Genomic DNA, 18,175 nt, shown 5'->3' with positions numbered 1-18,175 from the left:
AAAAAGATACTTCCGGCTTTATTATATTCACTGATAGCGAAGCGTGGCGTTAGCCATAAACCTTTAAAACATCCTCCAATTCTATTTTGTGTCTAACAGGTAAATGATTCACTCCCTTTCATCTTCGTTTTTGCTAATTATTTTAAATAAAACTTATGACTAATTCGCCACCTTCTGAAAAGAAACAGCACACTGAATCGAATTTTTTGAAAGATAATACATTTAATGGTTCTGCAACAATTAGGGATAATACTTTCATAGGAAATCAGACCGTAATACAAAATGAACCCAAGTTTGTAGAGGCAAATCTTGAAGATTTCAATTCTAAAAATTTTCCTAGTCCTAACCATAATATCATTCGTAATTATTTAGAAACTATTTACAAAAAAAAGCTATTGATTCTAGGTGGAGGTGCTGATATTGACAAAGCAGATTTAGCTCGCCATGTAGCATGGATATTGAAGAAACGCGAAGAGAAATGTCCTGTATTAGAGTGGCAGCGTAGTTCAGATCCACAAAGTATTGATGTGAAACTGCAAAAAGCTGAAGAATCTACAATTTTTATTTTGACTGAAGTATCACCACAAAATGTTGGTTGTGCTTTATCCAAAATTCAAAAAGTTGCTGCTTCCAGAAAGCATTTTGTCTTAGTAACAACAGATATACCTTTAGCGAGTTGGAACTTATCAAAAGATATTGAAGATTGTTGGTCAGAAGTATCATCTGATGGGCTATATAATTCTGATGTATTGCTAAGGGTATTATTTCAAGAACTTCATAAACTACTAGAAGACTCTTACATAAAAAATCTACTAGAAGCTGAACCCAAACCACAGACAATAATGGCTGGGAATTTAACTTTTCTTGCAGTAGCGGAACAGTTAAAAACACCAAATATAATTGCCCGCTTTGTGCAGAGGTTAGAAAAAGAGATAGAAAATAATCCTATAGAACAAGAAATAATTGAAACGATAATTGATGAAGTTACAGATAACCAGAAAGCATTAAATCAGTGGTATTACTATATTCTTAATGAACGTGAACAGTTACTTGCTCTAGGCTTAAACTTCTTCGATGGTCTATATAATGACCAGTTATTTGCAGCATTAGAAAAAGTAGTAGAACAAGTTTGGCAAAAGCGCAATCCCTCGTTACGCGCTCTCGATTACTGCGACTTAGAGAACCTGCATAATTTTTTCAAAATTGATATAAATACTGAAGAAAGTATCATTGAAAGTGGTTCAGGAACACAACGGCGAATGTTGTTTAAAGTCGCGTGGAAAAGCCATCGTAGACAAATTATTGCTGCACTAATTGCGATCGCAGAATTAGTTAAAGATTCAGTAGCAAACAGGTCTTTTAAAAGTGAATTATACGGAAACCCAGATCGGCGCAAACTACTCCGCAGAGTTCTAGGTGAAGCAATTAGCGATATTGGTTGGATTTCTCCCGCTGCTGTTCAAGACACTTTACACCAATTAGCATCAGACGAAGAAATTGAGGTGCAGAATGTCGCGGCTTATGCGATGGCTAGATGGCGTAAACCGGAATATAAACACGACCAAAAATTGTTTGAAATACTTCATAAGTGGCAGAATGATCAACTTTTCATCAGCCAAATTAAAAATTTATTAACCAATAAAAGTGAGGCACAAAGTCATGAACCGCAAGACTATATTAGAGCAACAATAGCTCTGACAGTCGGTTACGCTGCCCTGTACGACCCTCCTAATGAACTAAACTCAAAACTTTACGATCTACTCAAAAAGCTATCAGAAGATCCAAATAATCTAGTCAGAAACCGCTTCTGCACCCATACTTTACCTATGGTAGTGTCACTGCATTTTCAGCAGCTACGCGATATGTTGCGCGAAATGACACACCATCCTGATTTAATCCAAGCTATTAGTTTCAGTTTAGCCCGTGCATATCGAAATTATCCCCCGCAAGTGCTGCATACTCTCCATTCATGGCAACAGGCTCAACCCCAGCCAGGACAGAAGGTAGGAAATACACCCCAACCCCCGCGAGAGAATTTATTAGCCACTGTAGCCCTAGCATACGGTGAAATTGAGTGTGATGAGAGAGTTCATCCCTTTACAGCCAATCAAGCTTTTGAGAATTTACAAAAAATTCTGAAACCAGAAAAGCATCCTCTAGTCCGCCAAGCAGTGATTATGGCAATGGGCAGTCAACTGCGACGGAATTTTGAGGAACTTAAGTCAAAGCTTCTGGAAGTGACAACTGAAATTACACTTAAAGAACGCGATGAAGTTGTCAGTATTTTAACTGACATATACCTTGACCAGAGAAGAAAACTGACGGGCGGCGATACGGAAATAGAAATTGAAAATTACTACTTTGAGGTTTGGCTTGAGACTACCAAGCGTCCTCAAACTGCTGTAGAAAAGACAATTCTCAATTGGGTAAAAGATGATAGTAAGCCTTTAGCTCAGGAAATCGCTACCCAAGCTTCTATCAGTTTTGCCTTAGCACTAGAACAGGCAGAAGCAGAACTAATCAAACAGATAAAAGAGGCACGTAACTCAGCAGATGAAAAAATCTTTAGTGAAGTATCTAGTGATCCTATCATTCGAGATAGACTTGCTCGTGGCTTGTATTTAGATATACTTGTTCCTTGGGTAGTCACAATCAAAAAAATCAGCTATAGATTATCTATCCGTAACCTGTTACCTGAAGGACTAAAACATCATCAAAAAAGTCAAGAATCCATGGATTTTGTGCTAGTTAAATGGAAGCAGGATAGGGATAAAAAAATCAGCCAAACCTCAGACTTGTTAAGAAGTGGATTTTTCTGGGCAAAAAACCTGAGTTGGTTATTAGCTTTAGGTAGCGGAACTTTATTAACTGTTGTGGGTATTGCAGCCGTTAATCTTAGTAAGCCTCAACCACCAATTATAAGTACAACTCCAACTCCTGGTAAGACATCAGAACCAATCAAGGAGATTGGTATTGCTCTTTTTTCAGATGTTGATGTCAATGATAAATCTCCCAATTTTAATACAGGTAAGCTAACAGTCAAATTACCAACTAATGCTACACCCGAAGATCGCCTGTTTATTCCTAATCAAGGCACAAACCCAGGCGAAATTGGGATTAATGGCAGTAATGTTACTTACGGCGGTACTGCGTTCGGTAACTTCTCAGGGGGAGACGGCACAACTCCACTATTAGTAACATTTAATGCTAATTCCACACTTGAAGCTGTTCAGGCTTTGTCACGAAATATTTCTTATCAACACACCTCAGAAAACTCAAATACTGGGACTAGGGCAGTGCAGATTCAGCTAACTGATAGCAGCGACGGTAAGCCGAGTAATACAATCAACAAGAACATACTTGTCACTACCAAAAACAAAGAGCCTATTGTTACCGTTCCCCAAACCCAAACTGTGAAAGAAAATACCATCCTAGCTATCAAAGGTATCAGTATTAGCGATGCCGATAGTCAAAAGCTAACCGTCACTCTCAGCGTGAATAATGGCATTTTGAAGATTAAACCCAATGTAGCTAAAGGTTTGACAGCAAATAACATTCCAAAAAACAATGCTAAAACAGTTATCCTCATTGGCTCAGTTGCCCAAATCAATACTATTCTAGCTGACCCAGCCGCTGTAATTTACCAAGGCGCTAAAGACTTTAATGGTAATGACTCTCTGACGGTTGCTGTCAATGATGGTGGTAAAGTAGGTAAAGTTGCTACAAACTTGGTCTGGCCACCCAATGCTCTCGAAGCTAAGACTAATCGCAGTATTGTTAATATTGCTGTTAAGCCAATTAATATTCCTCCGACAATCACAGTTCCCAATACGCAAACTGTTAAACAAAATACCAGTTCAGCCATCAAGGGTATCAATATTACTGACACTGATAGTCCAAAGCTCACTGTTACTATAAGCGTCAAAAATGGCACTTTGACTATTAAACCAAATGTACCCAACGGATTGAAAGCCAGCAACTTTAGTAACCAGAAAAATAATGCTAGTGTCGTTACTTTTAATGGCACGGTTGCTCAAATCAACTCTACCTTCGCAGATCCAACAGCTATCACCTACCTTAGCAAGAAAGATTCTAATAGTAACGATACCCTATCTATTACTGCCACTGATGGTGGTAAAAAGAAACCTAGCAATAGTGTCGCAATTACTATTCAACCTATCAATCTTCCTCCTGTTCTGAGTGTTTCTGAAGTCAAAACAATTAACAATGGTAATAGTACGATTAGTATCACTAAACAAGAAGCTGTAAATTTGATTAACAGATATCTAGAAGCAAAAGAGAGAATATTTGCACCTCCCTATAATCGTCAACTTGCTGCCAGCCTTCTTACAGGTAAAGCTTATGAAGAAAAGATAACTAAGCCAGGAGGAGGATCTCTTGAAGAGCTAAAAGCAAAAAATGGTTACTGGATATATGGGACAAGGAATGTTGAACCTCTTACCTACTTTTCTGTAACTAATGAGCAAGTCCAAATTGATGTAAAAATCAAAGAAGAGTTATCTTACTACGAGAATGGGATACGTCTACAAGATACACCTAATAATAATAATTACCGATTTACGTTGCAACCAGATAATGGCACTTGGAAAATAGCTAATATACAATCTACAAAGAATTTAGTAGATAGTGAGTGAGGCAAAATACAAAAATTACATGAATTCTGATGAAGTTCTTTTATAAGCTCTGGATTCAATGGCGTTTTACTCTACCAGTCCTCCTAATCCTACTAGGAATTATGCTTAATGGTTATGCAGTAATGCAGTTTGTGATGAGAAGCTTAACACACTCATTGCCAACTCCTTCTCCAAGCATTAGCCAGCCATTAAAGATTATTCCTTCTGCCAGTGTTGCCAACACTAATATTCAAGTAGCCTCACTCCAAAAACAGGAGCGAGTTACAGCATATCCACCCAAGTTCGGACACTTTCCTTATAGTGAGGGTGATACTGAAAAAATGATCATTATTGGCAGTTATGCTCAACATGAGTACCAAAGATTTGAGCAACTAGCGCCAGAAGCAGCATTAGCATTAATGAAGTTAATTTATGCAGCCCGAGATGAGGGAGTATGGATTATTCCAGTATCAGGGTTTCGTAGTATCGCTACCCAAGATAAACTGTTCCAATCTCAAATTCAACGGCGGGGTTCACCAGAAGCTGCTGCTAAATTGAGCGCTCCTCCGGGTTACAGTGAACACCATACTGGCTATGCTTTAGACTTGGCAGATGGTCATTTTCCTAAACAGGATGTCACTTACAATTTTGCTAATACTGATGCCTTTCGATGGTTAAGCCAACATGGTAAAGAGTTCGGTTTTGAGTTGTCATTTCCAGCCAACAATCTTCAAGGTGTTAGTTATGAACCTTGGCATTGGCGCTTTATCGGTTCACCTAATGCAGTCAGAATTTTTGCTCGTGCTAAACAAACATCCTCTGAAAATCAAACTTTAAATTAGTGGATTTATCCAAGTTGCAATATCCTGAATTTTTACGTAATATTTATCTGTTAATTTAGTGAGAATACATAGAAAAAGTCCAGGATATTTCGTTGAAGGGTTAAAATTAATTAAAAATTCAGGCTTTTATGGTATAATTGGGTTAATAAAATTGCTTGTTCAAGAAAAAAAATATTTATTTTTTAATCAATTAAAGTAACAATCTATTAACAACATTTATTTGTCATCCCTCGATTTCCTACAATAATTAAAAAGACTTTTATAAAAGGTGTAAGTAAAAAAATGTCTAAAACCGTTGCTGACGTGATGAGCAGTGATCCTATTGTCGTTCATCCCGAAACTCCTTTAAAAGAAGCTATTCAAATTTTGGCAGAAAACCGAATTAGTGGTTTACCTGTGATTGATGATGCAGGTAAATTGGTTGGTATCATATCAGAAACGGACTTGATGTGGCAAGAAACTGGTGTGACTCCGCCTGCATACATTATGTTTTTGGATAGTGTAATTTATTTACAAAACCCTGGTGCTTATGAACGAGATTTACATAAGGCTTTGGGACAAACTGTGGGAGAGGTAATGAGTAAAAATCCTGTGACTATTTCTCCTGATAAACCGCTCAAAGAAGCTGCAAAAAGAATCCAAGAACATAAAGTTCATCGACTCCCAGTGCTTGACAGTATAGGTAAAGTTATTGGTATTCTGACTCGTGGGGATATTATTCGCGCCATGGCCGCAGAGTAGGGACTGGGGAAATTTTCCTAATTACGAATTACCCATTACCAATCACGATTTTAACAATTTAGGATAATTAAAAATGAGTATTTCTGCTGAATCTGTAAAAGAATTACTGGGTTCTGAGAATTTAAGCGATCGCTTGCGTGCAGTCAATCAAATTCGGGAACTAGAACCAAAAGTTGCTTTGGAACTAATTAAAATTGGCGTAACTGATAGTAATTCTCGTGTCCGTTACTCGGCTGTAAGTCAAATGGATACCCTGGGAACCCAGGATTTAGATTTATCCTTGCATATGTTACGGGATTTACTCAATGATCCAGAGGCTGATGTCCAAGCAGCAGCAGCAGATTGTTTGGGTGCGCTAAAACTACAAGCTGCTTTTGAAGATTTACAGCAGCTTTACCATACCACCCCTGAATGGCTCGTACAATTTAGTATCATCGCTACTTTAGGAGAGTTGGGTGATCCTCGTAGCTTTGAACTCCTCAAAGAAGCACTTTCCTCAGATAATGGGTTAATTCAAACTGCTGCGATTAGTTCTCTTGGTGAATTAGGAGATGTAGAAGCCGTTCCCCTCTTGGTTCCTTATGTGATTAATCCAGATTGGCAAGTACGTTACAGAGTTGTCCAAGCTTTAGCGCGTTTAGGTGGTGCAGAAGCTAAATCTATTTTAGAAACTTTGGTAAATGATGAAGTAGAAGCGATAGCAAATGAAGCGAAAAGAGCTTTGTAATTAGCTTAATCGATATGCTCTACTGGCATATATAGGGTATCTACTGTTCATATTGGTTTTTAGGTCAGCCCAAAATACCGCTTATATTGTGGGGATACAGCCTTGCTGTATCCCTATTTTGTATAAAATTCCTACCAAACATTATTGAATTTACTAGCTCAATTTGACCTGATATATATAGGGATATTGGCTGAATCTCTTGCCTGAAGAGGTTTTTGCATATTTTCGCCGTGCCAAATATATAAGATGAACTATTTCTAGTATGAGGTTAATATAAATATCGGCATTGTTTTTTAAAGATTGTGTAAACTAAGTAATAAATCCTGTTTACTTAAGTAAATATCTCAGTATAATGTTTATTGTGTATGGTATGAAGCAAAAAATCTCTTGCCTCCAAAATCACACTTACAGAGCAATTAAATAAATGGCATCATTCAAATCTTTAGTAACAACAGTTGCTGTATCAACCTTGGGCTTAAGCTTATTCGGTGGTTTATCACAGGCTCAAGCTGCTTCCTTGGTTCCATCAACCGAAGGAGAAGTTGTTAATAGCATAGTAAATGGGTCTCCCCTTGGTTACACAATAACAAGTTTGGACTATGATGGACCAGGCGGTAACAAACCAAGCCTTTTGTTTGTCGATAATAGAACAACCGCAAATACATACAAAAGTGGTTCTATCAAATTTGAGAAAAAAGATGCCGGAACTAACCCCGATGGTTTTTGGTTCCGTCCTGTAGCTGTGAACAGTAACAACCAGTACCCTGAAAAAGGTCAATTGGAAGTTGGTAAATTCAACTTTAATTTCGGTGCTATCGCTAAAACACTGAAGCTAAGTTTCTTTGACGTAGAAGATAAAGGCACTATAATTGACAATCTAATTGAAAATATAGTCGGTCTTAATCCAAGCAGCATAGAACTTGCTCCAGGTGTTGACAGTAATATCCAGACAGTAATATTAAAGAACGTCACATCATTCGATGTTAAACTGGGTATAATCGGTGGTACTGCATTCCCTAAAACTGGTGATGGTGTTCGTCTGCAAATAGAATCCGTACCTGAACCTACAACTATTCTTGGACTAGGTGCATTAGGTTTAGCTGGTGCATTTGGTTTGCGTAAAGGAAAAAAAGCCTCACAAGTCGTTTAGTCTTAACTCGGTAACTCGGTTTTTAAATTTTTGAAGCTCGTAAGAAATGAAAATTGTACTGCAATGATTATACCTTTTGCCTGCCCGCGCAGGCTTTCTTTTTTTTATATGATTTATTTCCCACAACAGCATCCTTGGCTTCTTTAAGAAGCCGGGGATTTGAATTCTAACCACCGTATACCTGAGGCCATGTTGTCCACACAAAAACTATCACCGCACCAACCGCGAGAATACCTTGAATTAAATTCCCTATCAGCGTTCCTACTGTAATTCCTATACCAGCTTTCACTGCCAGTCCTAAGTCACGACAGTAAAGATACTCTCCAATAATTGCACCTAAAAGTGGCCCGAGTAGAATTCCTAATAATGGACCGCCAAAGGGTAATGCTGGTAATAATCCGAAGAATCCCAGTAACAATCCCACGACAGCGCCAATTTGCCCCCATTTACTAGCACCAGCTTGTTTTGCTCCCCAGTAGCCAGCTAAGAAGTCTACTCCCATACTCAAAAGTAGAACAATAATTGTCACTATGAGGGGAATCTTAATCGCTGCAAAGGAACTACTAACAATTCCCCAAATAATAATGGCAATTAAAATTAAGCTGCTTCCAGGTATAGCCGGAACTACAGCACCAATAATACCTACGATCATGACGGCTACTAATAGCCAGTAAATAATTTGCATAATTGGTAATTGAGTGTAGTCAGGACTTCAGTCTTTATTTTCTCAGTTCTCAGCACTTTAGTGCTGACCGCAAAACCTTAAAACTAACTACTCCCCAAGTGTAACAGCTAATTTATCAGCAATTCCCGCAATCCAGTTCTCATCTTGTTTAGTATAACTACGCGGGGCATTTGCACCTAAAATCAATACACCTTGAGCGCCGATAGGTTGACAAATTACACCTTGTGTGTTTTCAGGTAAATAATCAAATTCTATTTTGCCTGGATAGACATACAAAGCAACCAGATAAATTGGCTTTTGTGTTTCCAGGACTCTTTTTAAGATGGTTCCTGGGATAACTTCAGATTTAGGAGCCAGAATACCGCGACGTAACAAAACTTTACCTTGATAATAAACGATGAGCGATCGCGTCACTGTATTAGTTAATAATAAATGCGATGCCCACGCTAGTTCTGTTTTCACGGCTTCTGGTAAATCTGCCGCTAAGAAAAAACCTTCTTCTCCAATCAGTTCTACTGTATCAGGTGTGCGAGGTTGTACCTGTTGCCAAATTAAACCCGTTAAGATTAACACCGCACTCAGAATCACCCCCAGCACATCACCACGCGCTTGGGAATTAGTGAGTTCTGGTGTCAAAAACCGATTAATCAGCAAAAGTACAGCACCTAAACCCCCAACGACTAGGGGTAAACGCCGCAAAACTCGATTGGGATCAGATTTAGTCATTAGTCAATAGTCAATAGTCATTAGTCATTGGTCATTGGTCATTGGTCATTGGTCATTGGTCATTGGTCATTGGTCATTGGTCAATAGTCATTGGTCATTGGTCATTGGTCATTTGTCAATAGTCGTGAGTTATCTCTCTTTCCCCGCGTCCCCGCGTCTCCGTATCCCCGCGTCTCCGTATCCCCGCGTCTCCGTATCCCCGCGTCCCCGTGTCTCCGCGTCCCCGCGTTTCCGCGTCTCTCCATTGGTCACCTGTCACCTTCTTTACTCTTCTCCCGCTTCCAGTATGCGCTGAAAGAGATAACCAGTACCTCTGGCTGTGAGAATCAATTCTGGATTACTGGGATCATCTTCCAATTTTGCCCGTAACCGGGAGATATGCACATCTACCACGCGAGTATCTACGTGACGTTCGGGTGTGTATCCCCAAACTTCTTGCAAAATTTCTGAACGGGAAAAAGCTTCTCCAGAGCGACTTACTAACAACTCTAGTAAACTAAATTCCATACCAGTCAAGCGAATGCGCTCATCACCTTTGTAGACTTGGCGTTTATTGGTATCAATTCTGATATTCCCGACATGAATTACCCCAGAACTGGGAATACCAGTCGCACCGGTTTTGTCTACCCGTCGCAACACTGAACGAATTCGCGCTTCTAGCTCTTTAGGGGAGAATGGTTTAACTACATAGTCATCAGCACCTAATTCCAATCCCGTGATGCGATCGGCTACATCTCCCAAAGCTGTTAGCATGATGATGGGGACATCTGATTCTTTACGTAATTCTTGACAAACACCATAGCCATCCAGCTTTGGCATCATCACGTCCAATACTACTAAGTCTGGTTCAGTTTTGCGAAAGGTTTCTAAAGCTTCTTCTCCGTCGCCAGCAGTTACTACATCGTAGCCAATCATGGAAAGGCGCGTTTCCAAAATCCGGCGAATGCTGGCTTCGTCGTCTACTACCAGGATTTTTTCTTTATGACTTTCCAAGTTTCCCTAAGCTCCCTAACTAAAATCTTACATGATGAATTTTTAATACCATAATATTAAGATATCATTCCATCAACTGATTAGAAAAAAGCCGTAACTATTACTATGATTGGACTTCTGTTTTTTATAAAACTTAAGGAACAATTAAGATTTTTTAAGAAAAACTAAGCATGGCAAAGCCAAAAACCTTTTTTATTTGTAACGACTGTGGTGCAGAATCTTCCCAGTGGTTTGGCAAGTGTCCAGCTTGCGGCACATACAACTCTCTAGAAGAGCAGATATCCATCCAGTCATCTGTCGATATATCCAGTCGCGGGGGAGTAGGTAATTGGCACGCTGCTCAAACTAATGCTAAATCTGCTAACAAATCAGCTAAACCCGCTAAAGCAAGAGCTTCTCTTACGTTTGATCAAATTAGCGATCGCCAAATTGCTCGTTGGGAATCTGGTTATGGTGAACTAGATCGGGTACTTGGTGGTGGAGTTGTCCCTGGTTCAATGGTGCTAATTGGCGGTGATCCAGGTATTGGTAAATCAACTCTACTATTACAAGTATCCAATCAATTGGCGCAAAAATACCGCATTCTCTACGTCACTGGGGAAGAATCAGGACAACAGGTAAAGTTACGCGCTTCGCGTTTGGGAATGTCAAAACCCTTAACCGTGATTACTGAGGAGAAGGAAAGCGAAGAAGTAGAAGCAAAAGAAACTAAGGATTTACAGGAAATTATTGAAGTAGAAATCGATCCCGACAGTATCGGCGCAGATTTATATGTCTTGCCAGAAACGGATTTAGAAGAAATATTGCGAGAAATAGATTCCCTGAAACCGAATGTGGCAGTGATTGATAGTATACAAACAGTCTTTTTTCCAGCTTTGACATCTGCACCCGGTTCAGTAGCACAAGTCAGGGAATGTACAGCAGCCTTGATGAAGGTGGCAAAACATGAAGATGTCACCATGTTAATTGTCGGCCACGTCACCAAAGAAGGCGCGATCGCAGGGCCAAAAGTTTTAGAACATTTAGTTGATACAGTATTGTATTTTGAGGGCGATCGCTTTGCCTCCCATCGATTATTAAGAACAGTAAAAAACCGTTTCGGAGCAACACACGAAATTGGTATATTTGAAATGGTATCAGCCGGATTAAGGGAAGTTGACAACCCCTCAGAATTGTTTTTAGGCAATCGTGATGACCCCGCACCTGGTACAGCCATAGTCGTAGCTTGCGAAGGAACGCGGCCGATAGTTGTAGAATTGCAAGCTTTAGTCAGTCCTACCAGTTACCCTTCTCCCCGTCGTGCTGGAACTGGCATAGATTATAATCGCTTAGTGCAAATCCTCGCCGTGCTAGAAAAGCGAGTCGGGATACCAATGTCAAAATTAGATTCCTATGTAGCATCTGCTGGAGGTTTGAACGTAGAAGAACCGGCAGTAGACTTAGGAATAGCGATCGCTATTGTGGCTAGTTTCCGAGACAGAATAGTTGATCCCGGTACAGTTTTAATTGGAGAAGTAGGGTTAGGTGGACAAGTGAGATCGGTGTCCCAAATGGAACTGCGGTTGAAAGAAGCAGCAAAACTAGGCTTTAAAAGAGCGATCGTTCCCAAAGGAACAAAATTCCCCGACTTGAATATCGAGATTTTACCAGTATCGAAAGTAATAGATGCGATAATTGCTGCTATCCCCCATCAGGAACTGACAGAAGAAGATTTAGAACCAGATGAGGAGGATGAGTAACCGCAGCTGCATTCCCAGCGATCACCACCTAGAAAAAACACTAAGACCGTAAGGCTAGACTTGATAATCAATAAGGTAAAATAGGTAACAAGGCTAGGAACACAATCATAAAGAACATCACTGACAATCACTGTTGTTTTTTTACAACATTAGCAACAGTAATTTTTTTAACCTTTATTCGTGTTTACATTCTGATCTTGAGAGTTTAATAAAGGACTTGAGGCATGAAATTTTGTGAAAAGAACCCGGATGGAGTAGGAGCATTAAAGCAACTTCTTTCAGGGAAAGATATACATGGAAATTCAGGTTTATCCTATCTGGAATCTCAGGGATATTACTACACATCAAGTCCACAGGAAGCTGATTTGTTTATCTCCATGAATGGCAAATTTTTGCCACAGTTTTCTCTGCGGCGAACAATCCTCATAATTACAGAACCTTACTCTAGATACAGCAAAATGTATGGCACGAAATATAAAAAGCTGTTTGGTGGATTTTTAGGTATCAGCAGTTCCAGTAGTGTCTCTGAGGATGAATTTTATTTAGGACCTCAAGATTTTTCCTCAATTCAAGAATTCCAAGAAAAACCAGAGTACACGCTGGCTATGGTTCATCAGAGATATAAAAAAGAATGTAGAAATTTACAGGGTGATATTGAAAGAGAGAAAGCCGTCAGCTTTTTCGATAACGTATTTGGTGATGATTTTCACACCTATGGAAGAGTTTGGGATAAGACACTCCCTTGGAATAATATTGGCTGGAAGGGAGTACTTAAAGGTTCAATTATGGGAAATGATAAATTAGAAAAACTCAGAAATTACAAATTTCTCATTTGCTTTGAAAATAGTCGAGAAGATGGCTACATTACAGAAAAGATATTTTCAGCATTCTTTTCAGGAGCAATACCTATATATTTTGGCGCTCCTGATATCTCCACTCACATTCCCAAGGAATGTTATCTAGAATTCGATGGATCAGACTATGATGAATTATACAAAAGAATGATGAGTATAACACCCTCAGAATTTGAACGTATAAGAAATAATATCAAAACATTTTTATCATCTACAGATGGGGCAAAATTTACATCTATATCTTTGGCTAAAAAGCTGGAATTTCATTTCAACAGATTAAAAAATGTACCCAATTCTCCTTATTCACCTCAAGAATTATGGAGGAAATCAAGATTCATATTGCTCAAAAAGTTTGACATTTAAGTTACAGCAGAATTCAGGAGTCGGGAGACGCTTCGCAGATCTATGGCTTACGCCAAGCTGCGCTATCGGTTCAGGAGTCAGGAGTGAAAGACGGTTCACCATTTAGTATATTTTTATGCTTGATGATGACCGTCTTTCCTTTCTACCCAAGCCAAAAGACAGACCTTAAGAAGAAATAAATCAGCAGCTTAGGGGGTTGGTGTTGGTGTTGGTGTAGCGGTTGGTGATGGTGTAGCTGTTGGTTTAGCTGTTGGTGTTGGTGTAGCGGTTGGTGATGGTGTAGCTGTTGGTTTAGCAGTCGGTTTAACTGTTGGTTTAGCCGTCGGTGTAGCAGTTGGTTTAGCCATCGGTGTAGCAGTCGGTGTTGTTGGTAGGCCGATAACTGTCTTAGCCTCTTCATTCAATTTTTGACGAAGTGCTAAATCAGCAATACCAGTTTCCGTTAATTGATTTTTTTTCTGATACTCCTTCACTAATTCTTCCAACCGAGTGCTGTAAAATTGATCGCGGGGCAGAAGAGGATTAGGCTTGAGCACAGCATTTAAATTCCCTTGGAGAATTTGCACAATGTTAGCTGCAAAAGCCTGCGTTTTTGGGCCTGCTTGACCATCAACATTTAACCTGTAGCCTTTTTGAAACTCGCTAATTGCTTTTTTAGTTTCCTCATCAGTCAATGAATCATTTGTTACTGTGACCTTATAGCCCAAGCCACGCAGTACAGCCCTAAATTCTTGCGGCTTGTAATTACGCTGACGGGCAGCAAACGCTGTACCTGAAATCACAGTGCTAACTGTTAACACACAGATAACAGCAATAGTTGCCTTTGATTTTCCCAAATCACACCACATTCTTACAACTCCTTTGGATGAAATCAGCACAATAGAAATGCTAACAGAAGTATCTTAAATTTCTGTAAGCTGTTATTTTTCAAATATTCATGAATTTTGATTAATTAGAATCTGATTGATTATTAACCACTATGAATCAATTTTTGTTTGACATCTATCAATAGTCGGATATTTTATTGGCAGCGCTAAAAAATAAAGATCGTGAGTTGTCCATACTTAGTAAGTATAAATGCGTAAATTAAAATCCCCCAAGCAACGAAATCTATGGTTTGAAAGGTTAATGGCAATTACTGCCACGGTTAACCTAGGTTTAGTTTTGTTTGATATGAGCTACGTACAATGGAGAGATTTCTATTACCGAAGAATTCCCCAAATTACTTATATTTATGACCCTATTAAAGGTATTGAACCCCATCGAGACACGAAAAAATATCTAGAAACAGTAACTGAACTAGAACAACAGATTAGCCAAACAGGGCTAAACTCACCTGAGGTAAAAATCAAGCTAGAGGAAATGAAGCGTCTCAGTAACGAGATGATTGATAGTAATCCCTTTGTGGGTGCAGGTAAGAGTGGCTCTCTGGAAAAAATTAAAAACCGGATGCGGGAACACATTGGACAAGAATCGGCAAAACGCGCTTTTGCTACTTTTTGGAGTCAGATGTATTTATCTGAGCATGGTTGGATTCAAGAAATCAATTTTTTCAACCAGCAAATTCGCCCTGCGATTGCTACCAACTATTATCGCAAAATAGGTGAGAATGGGGAATTTTTGGATAATTTCTGGCTAATTGATTTACCGTTCTTAATCATATTTGGTTTAGATTTGCTAGGACGTACTTTCTATACCAAACGCCAAAAGCCCAATTTAAGCTGGTTAGAAGCGATATTGTGGCGTTGGTATGACTTATTCTTACTAATTCCGTTTTGGCGTTGGTTGCGGATATTACCAGTATTGGTGCGTCTAGATCAAGCAAAGTTCATTAGTCTACATTTAGTCAGACGACAAATTCATCAAGGTATAGTAGCCAATTTTGCCGAAGAAATCACAGAAATTGTAGTAGTGCGAGTAATCAACCAGGTGCAAGGATCGATTCAGCGAGGTGAGATCACGCGCTGGCTGTTGCAGCCAGAGAAAGAACGCAGCTATATAGATATTAATAATATAAATGAAGTAGAAGCGATCGCAGGACTATTGGTACAAACCATCGTCAATCAAGTACTACCCAAAATTCAGCCAGAAATTAATGCCATTTTGCGTCACAACATTGAAACAGCTTTCCAGCAAGTACCACTTTATCGTAATTTGCTGATGCTGCCAGGAGCGAAAGAGGCACAAATCCAGCTAAGTGAGCAACTAGCAACTCAAATCACCACTAATCTATATATTGCTTTGGTTAGCGCCATTAAAGATCCGGTAGCAGCCAAACTTTCAAGTCAACTATTAGAAAAATTTACTACTGTATTTAATTCCGAACTTCAACAAAAACACGTACTGAGAGAAATTCAAAGTTTACTCAATGACTTTTTAGAAGAAGTCAAAATTAACTACGTTCAACGCTTATCCCAAGAGGATATTGACCAGATTATCGAGCAAACACGACAAATGCGATCCCTGCGTCCTTAGCCTTGCGATCGCAAGCATATGTTCAGACAACTGATAACTGATAACTGAAAAAAATACGCTACACTCATGTTAGGGGCGAACCGACATTGGTTCGTCACAAGACTTCTTGGAAGATATCCCTATCGCAGGAAGTGGGTCGAAGCCCACTTTTTTTATTGAATTCTCGCATGACTCATCCCTTAGTTCCACAAATTATTGACTTGGCCACACCAGTAGCAGAAGAACTCGGATTGGAAATTGTAGGCGTAGTTTTTCACACAAATCAAAGTCCACCAGTTTTGCGGGTAGATATTCGTAATCCTCAACAGGATACTGGTCTCGATGATTGTGAGCGAATGAGCCGTGCTTTAGAAGCCGAATTAGATGTGGCAGAGATCATTCCAGATGCTTATATGTTAGAAGTATCTAGCCCTGGAATTTCGAGGGAACTGGTGACTGACAGGGAATTTATTTCCTTTAAGGGATTTCCTGTAGTTATCTCCACTTCTCCACCCCACAACGGACAACAAGAGTGGATTGGTCACTTAATTCGCAGGGATGAAACAACAGTTTACTTAAACCAAAAAGGTCGTGCAGTGGGAATTCCCCGTTCCCTAATTACCAGGGTGCAGATTGATGAGCGTCACTAATCAGGTTTAGATTTTAGATTTTAGCTTAGGGGTTTTAGATAAGAATGTAAGAGGATATTTTAAAAGTTATTGGTGATGTATCAAATACTTTTAACTTCCCTGAAATCCCTGTCAGAAGGGTAACAATGAGAAGATTATTTCCCCTTTTTTTAAGGGATATAGTGGGATATTGATACAACTTGATACTGTACAAACATCCTTATAAAAAGCAAAATCTAAAATCCAAAATTGTCCTGGGTGATTAAATGAAAATGAAGGAGCTTGCTTATGTCAATGGTCACTTTACCTGGATTAAAAGATTTAATTGAAAGTATCAGCCGTGAGCGGAACTTACCCCGATTAGCAGTTCAATCAGCTATTAGAGAAGCACTACTTAAAGGTTATGAACGCTATCGTCGCGCCCAAAATTTAGAGCGCAAACAATTCGATGAAGATTATTTTGATAATTTTGAAGTAGAACTTGATATTGATGGAGAAGGATTTCGCGTTCTTTCTACTAAAACCATCGTTGAAGCAGTTAACAACTCCGACCATCAAATTTCCCTAGACGAAGTGCAACAAGTAGCTCCAGAAGCTCAATCTGGAGACTCAGTAGTACTGGATGTCACCCCAGACCAAGGAGAATTTGGGCGCATGGCAGCCATGCAAACAAAGCAAGTATTGGCACAAAAATTGCGAGATCAACAGCGCCAAATGGTGCAAGAAGAGTTCCAAGATTTAGAAGGAACAGTTCTGCAAGCCAGAGTTCTGCGGTTTGAGCGTCAATCTGTGATTTTAGCAGTTGCCAGTGGTTTTGGTCAGCCAGAAGTAGAAGCTGAATTACCAAAGCGGGAACAATTACCTAACGATAATTATCGGGCGAATGCCACATTTAAGGTCTATCTCAAAAAAGTTTCCCAAGGTCAGCAACGTGGACCACAGTTGTTAGTGTCCCGTGCCGATGCTGGTTTGGTAGTTTATTTATTTGCCAACGAAGTACCCGAAATTGAAGATGAAGTAGTACGAATTGTGGCAGTAGCTAGAGAAGCTAATCCTCCCTCCCGTTACGTAGGTCCCCGGACTAAAATTGCAGTAGATACCCTAGATCGTGATGTAGACCCAGTTGGGGCTTGTATTGGCGCTAGGGGATCACGAATTCAAGTTGTAGTCAATGAATTGCGGGGAGAAAAAATAGATGTAATTCGCTGGTCTCCTGACCCAGCCACCTACATCGCCAACGCCTTAAGTCCAGCACGGGTCGATGAAGTGCGCCTGATGGACCCGGAAACACGCCAAACCCACGTCCTAGTTGCTGAAGATCAACTGAGTTTAGCTATTGGTAAAGAAGGACAAAATGTCCGATTAGCTGCCCGCTTAACAGGTTGGAAAATCGATATTAAAGATAAAGCTAAATATGACCATGTAGCAGAGGATGCTAAATTTATGGCTGTCAGGGCCAAATATCAACCGGAGGATGATGAAAATGATATGGAGGAACTAGAGGATGAAAATCAATACGAATTAGAATTAGAGGAAGATAATTTTGACACCAAAGAGGAAAATTAATTCTCAAGTGCTTTTGGAAGTTTGTTGTCTGTTAACTGTCAGCCATCAAACATAAACAGGAAAGCATTTGTC

15 protein-coding genes are annotated in these 18,175 nt (G+C 39.5%); 10 read left to right on the top strand and 5 right to left on the bottom strand.

Annotated elements, in window-relative coordinates; translation table 11 throughout:
* Window positions 1-155: 155 nt before the first annotated feature.
* The 5 genes from H6G59_RS07700 to H6G59_RS07680 all read left to right on the top strand — a co-directional run bounded on the left by H6G59_RS07700 (window position 156) and on the right by H6G59_RS07680 (window position 8,094).
* Window positions 156-4,655 (top strand): IMS domain-containing protein, encoded by a 4,500-nt coding sequence (locus H6G59_RS07700; protein WP_190713026.1) that lies wholly within the window; start codon window positions 156-158, stop codon window positions 4,653-4,655.
* 101 nt (window positions 4,656-4,756) lie between these two features.
* Entirely contained in the window at window positions 4,757-5,476 is a 720-nt protein-coding gene (locus tag H6G59_RS07695) for a M15 family metallopeptidase (protein WP_242038816.1), read from the top strand.
* A gap of 282 nt (window positions 5,477-5,758) precedes the next feature.
* On the top strand, window positions 5,759-6,217 hold the full coding sequence (locus H6G59_RS07690; protein WP_190713024.1) for a CBS domain-containing protein: 459 nt from the start codon (window positions 5,759-5,761) through the stop codon (window positions 6,215-6,217).
* A 73-nt stretch (window positions 6,218-6,290) separates the two neighbouring features.
* Window positions 6,291-6,944: a phycobilisome degradation protein NblB gene (nblB, locus tag H6G59_RS07685; RefSeq protein ID WP_190713023.1), complete on the top strand. Its 654-nt coding sequence runs from the start codon at window positions 6,291-6,293 to the stop codon at window positions 6,942-6,944.
* Between the two features lie 424 nt (window positions 6,945-7,368).
* Entirely contained in the window at window positions 7,369-8,094 is a 726-nt protein-coding gene (locus tag H6G59_RS07680; RefSeq protein WP_190713020.1) for an LEVG family PEP-CTERM protein, read from the top strand.
* Between the two features lie 166 nt (window positions 8,095-8,260).
* Here the strand turns inward: H6G59_RS07680 and H6G59_RS07675 are convergent, their stop codons facing one another.
* The 4 genes from H6G59_RS07675 to rpaB form a co-directional block, all read right to left on the bottom strand.
* Complete coding sequence (locus H6G59_RS07675) at window positions 8,261-8,779, bottom strand: DUF456 domain-containing protein (protein WP_190713018.1); 519 nt, start codon at window positions 8,777-8,779, stop codon at window positions 8,261-8,263.
* An 87-nt stretch (window positions 8,780-8,866) separates the two neighbouring features.
* Window positions 8,867-9,505 carry a cofactor assembly of complex C subunit B gene (locus H6G59_RS07670; RefSeq protein WP_190713016.1) on the bottom strand — a complete coding sequence of 213 codons (639 nt, stop codon included), beginning with the start codon at window positions 9,503-9,505 and terminating at the stop codon, window positions 8,867-8,869.
* 115 nt (window positions 9,506-9,620) lie between these two features.
* Window positions 9,621-9,764: a hypothetical protein gene (locus tag H6G59_RS07665; RefSeq protein WP_190713014.1), complete on the bottom strand. Its 144-nt coding sequence runs from the start codon at window positions 9,762-9,764 to the stop codon at window positions 9,621-9,623.
* 5 nt (window positions 9,765-9,769) lie between these two features.
* Entirely contained in the window at window positions 9,770-10,498 is a 729-nt protein-coding gene (gene rpaB / locus H6G59_RS07660) for a response regulator transcription factor RpaB (protein WP_071188248.1), read from the bottom strand.
* A gap of 170 nt (window positions 10,499-10,668) precedes the next feature.
* Between rpaB and radA the strand changes: the two genes are divergently transcribed.
* Window positions 10,669-12,237, top strand: a complete 1,569-nt coding sequence (gene radA / locus H6G59_RS07655) for a DNA repair protein RadA (RefSeq protein ID WP_190713012.1) — start codon at window positions 10,669-10,671, stop codon at window positions 12,235-12,237.
* A gap of 224 nt (window positions 12,238-12,461) precedes the next feature.
* On the top strand, window positions 12,462-13,454 hold the full coding sequence (locus tag H6G59_RS07650; RefSeq protein WP_190713010.1) for a glycosyltransferase family 10 domain-containing protein: 993 nt from the start codon (window positions 12,462-12,464) through the stop codon (window positions 13,452-13,454).
* A gap of 188 nt (window positions 13,455-13,642) precedes the next feature.
* On the opposite strand, the gene H6G59_RS07645 is transcribed toward H6G59_RS07650, so the two are convergent.
* Complete coding sequence (locus tag H6G59_RS07645; protein WP_190713009.1) at window positions 13,643-14,302, bottom strand: peptidoglycan-binding domain-containing protein; 660 nt, start codon at window positions 14,300-14,302, stop codon at window positions 13,643-13,645.
* A 229-nt stretch (window positions 14,303-14,531) separates the two neighbouring features.
* Between H6G59_RS07645 and H6G59_RS07640 the strand changes: the two genes are divergently transcribed.
* The 3 genes from H6G59_RS07640 (at window position 14,532) to nusA (ending at window position 18,103) form a co-directional block, all read left to right on the top strand.
* Window positions 14,532-15,929 (top strand): hypothetical protein, encoded by a 1,398-nt coding sequence (locus H6G59_RS07640; RefSeq protein ID WP_190713007.1) that lies wholly within the window; start codon window positions 14,532-14,534, stop codon window positions 15,927-15,929.
* A 167-nt stretch (window positions 15,930-16,096) separates the two neighbouring features.
* On the top strand, window positions 16,097-16,558 hold the full coding sequence (gene rimP / locus H6G59_RS07635; RefSeq protein ID WP_127053479.1) for a ribosome maturation factor RimP: 462 nt from the start codon (window positions 16,097-16,099) through the stop codon (window positions 16,556-16,558).
* Window positions 16,559-16,825: 267 nt separating this feature from the next.
* Window positions 16,826-18,103, top strand: a complete 1,278-nt coding sequence (nusA, locus tag H6G59_RS07630; RefSeq protein WP_190713005.1) for a transcription termination factor NusA — start codon at window positions 16,826-16,828, stop codon at window positions 18,101-18,103.
* Window positions 18,104-18,175 lie beyond the last annotated feature (72 nt).

The sequence above is a fragment of the Anabaena lutea FACHB-196 genome (assembly GCF_014698305.1).
In the GTDB taxonomy this organism is placed as follows: Bacteria; Cyanobacteriota; Cyanobacteriia; order Cyanobacteriales; family Nostocaceae; genus Anabaena; species Anabaena lutea.
Note: the sequence above shows the minus strand (reverse complement) of the source record. Positions and strands in the feature narration are given on the sequence as shown.

What these genes read in the sequence shown, in the direction of transcription:
- H6G59_RS07645 (WP_190713009.1), bottom strand. Translation starts at nt 14,302, where the DNA reads ATGTGGTGTGATTTGGGAAAATCAAAGGCAACTATTGCTGTTATCTGT.
- nblB (WP_190713023.1), top strand. Translation starts at nt 6,291, where the DNA reads ATGAGTATTTCTGCTGAATCTGTAAAAGAATTACTGGGTTCTGAGAAT.
- nusA (WP_190713005.1), top strand. Translation starts at nt 16,826, where the DNA reads ATGTCAATGGTCACTTTACCTGGATTAAAAGATTTAATTGAAAGTATC.
- H6G59_RS07680 (WP_190713020.1), top strand. Translation starts at nt 7,369, where the DNA reads ATGGCATCATTCAAATCTTTAGTAACAACAGTTGCTGTATCAACCTTG.
- H6G59_RS07670 (WP_190713016.1), bottom strand. Translation starts at nt 9,505, where the DNA reads ATGACTAAATCTGATCCCAATCGAGTTTTGCGGCGTTTACCCCTAGTC.
- rimP (WP_127053479.1), top strand. Translation starts at nt 16,097, where the DNA reads ATGACTCATCCCTTAGTTCCACAAATTATTGACTTGGCCACACCAGTA.
- H6G59_RS07700 (WP_190713026.1), top strand. Translation starts at nt 156, where the DNA reads ATGACTAATTCGCCACCTTCTGAAAAGAAACAGCACACTGAATCGAAT.
- H6G59_RS07640 (WP_190713007.1), top strand. Translation starts at nt 14,532, where the DNA reads ATGCGTAAATTAAAATCCCCCAAGCAACGAAATCTATGGTTTGAAAGG.
- H6G59_RS07650 (WP_190713010.1), top strand. Translation starts at nt 12,462, where the DNA reads ATGAAATTTTGTGAAAAGAACCCGGATGGAGTAGGAGCATTAAAGCAA.
- H6G59_RS07695 (WP_242038816.1), top strand. Translation starts at nt 4,757, where the DNA reads ATGCTTAATGGTTATGCAGTAATGCAGTTTGTGATGAGAAGCTTAACA.
- H6G59_RS07675 (WP_190713018.1), bottom strand. Translation starts at nt 8,779, where the DNA reads ATGCAAATTATTTACTGGCTATTAGTAGCCGTCATGATCGTAGGTATT.
- H6G59_RS07690 (WP_190713024.1), top strand. Translation starts at nt 5,759, where the DNA reads ATGTCTAAAACCGTTGCTGACGTGATGAGCAGTGATCCTATTGTCGTT.
- radA (WP_190713012.1), top strand. Translation starts at nt 10,669, where the DNA reads ATGGCAAAGCCAAAAACCTTTTTTATTTGTAACGACTGTGGTGCAGAA.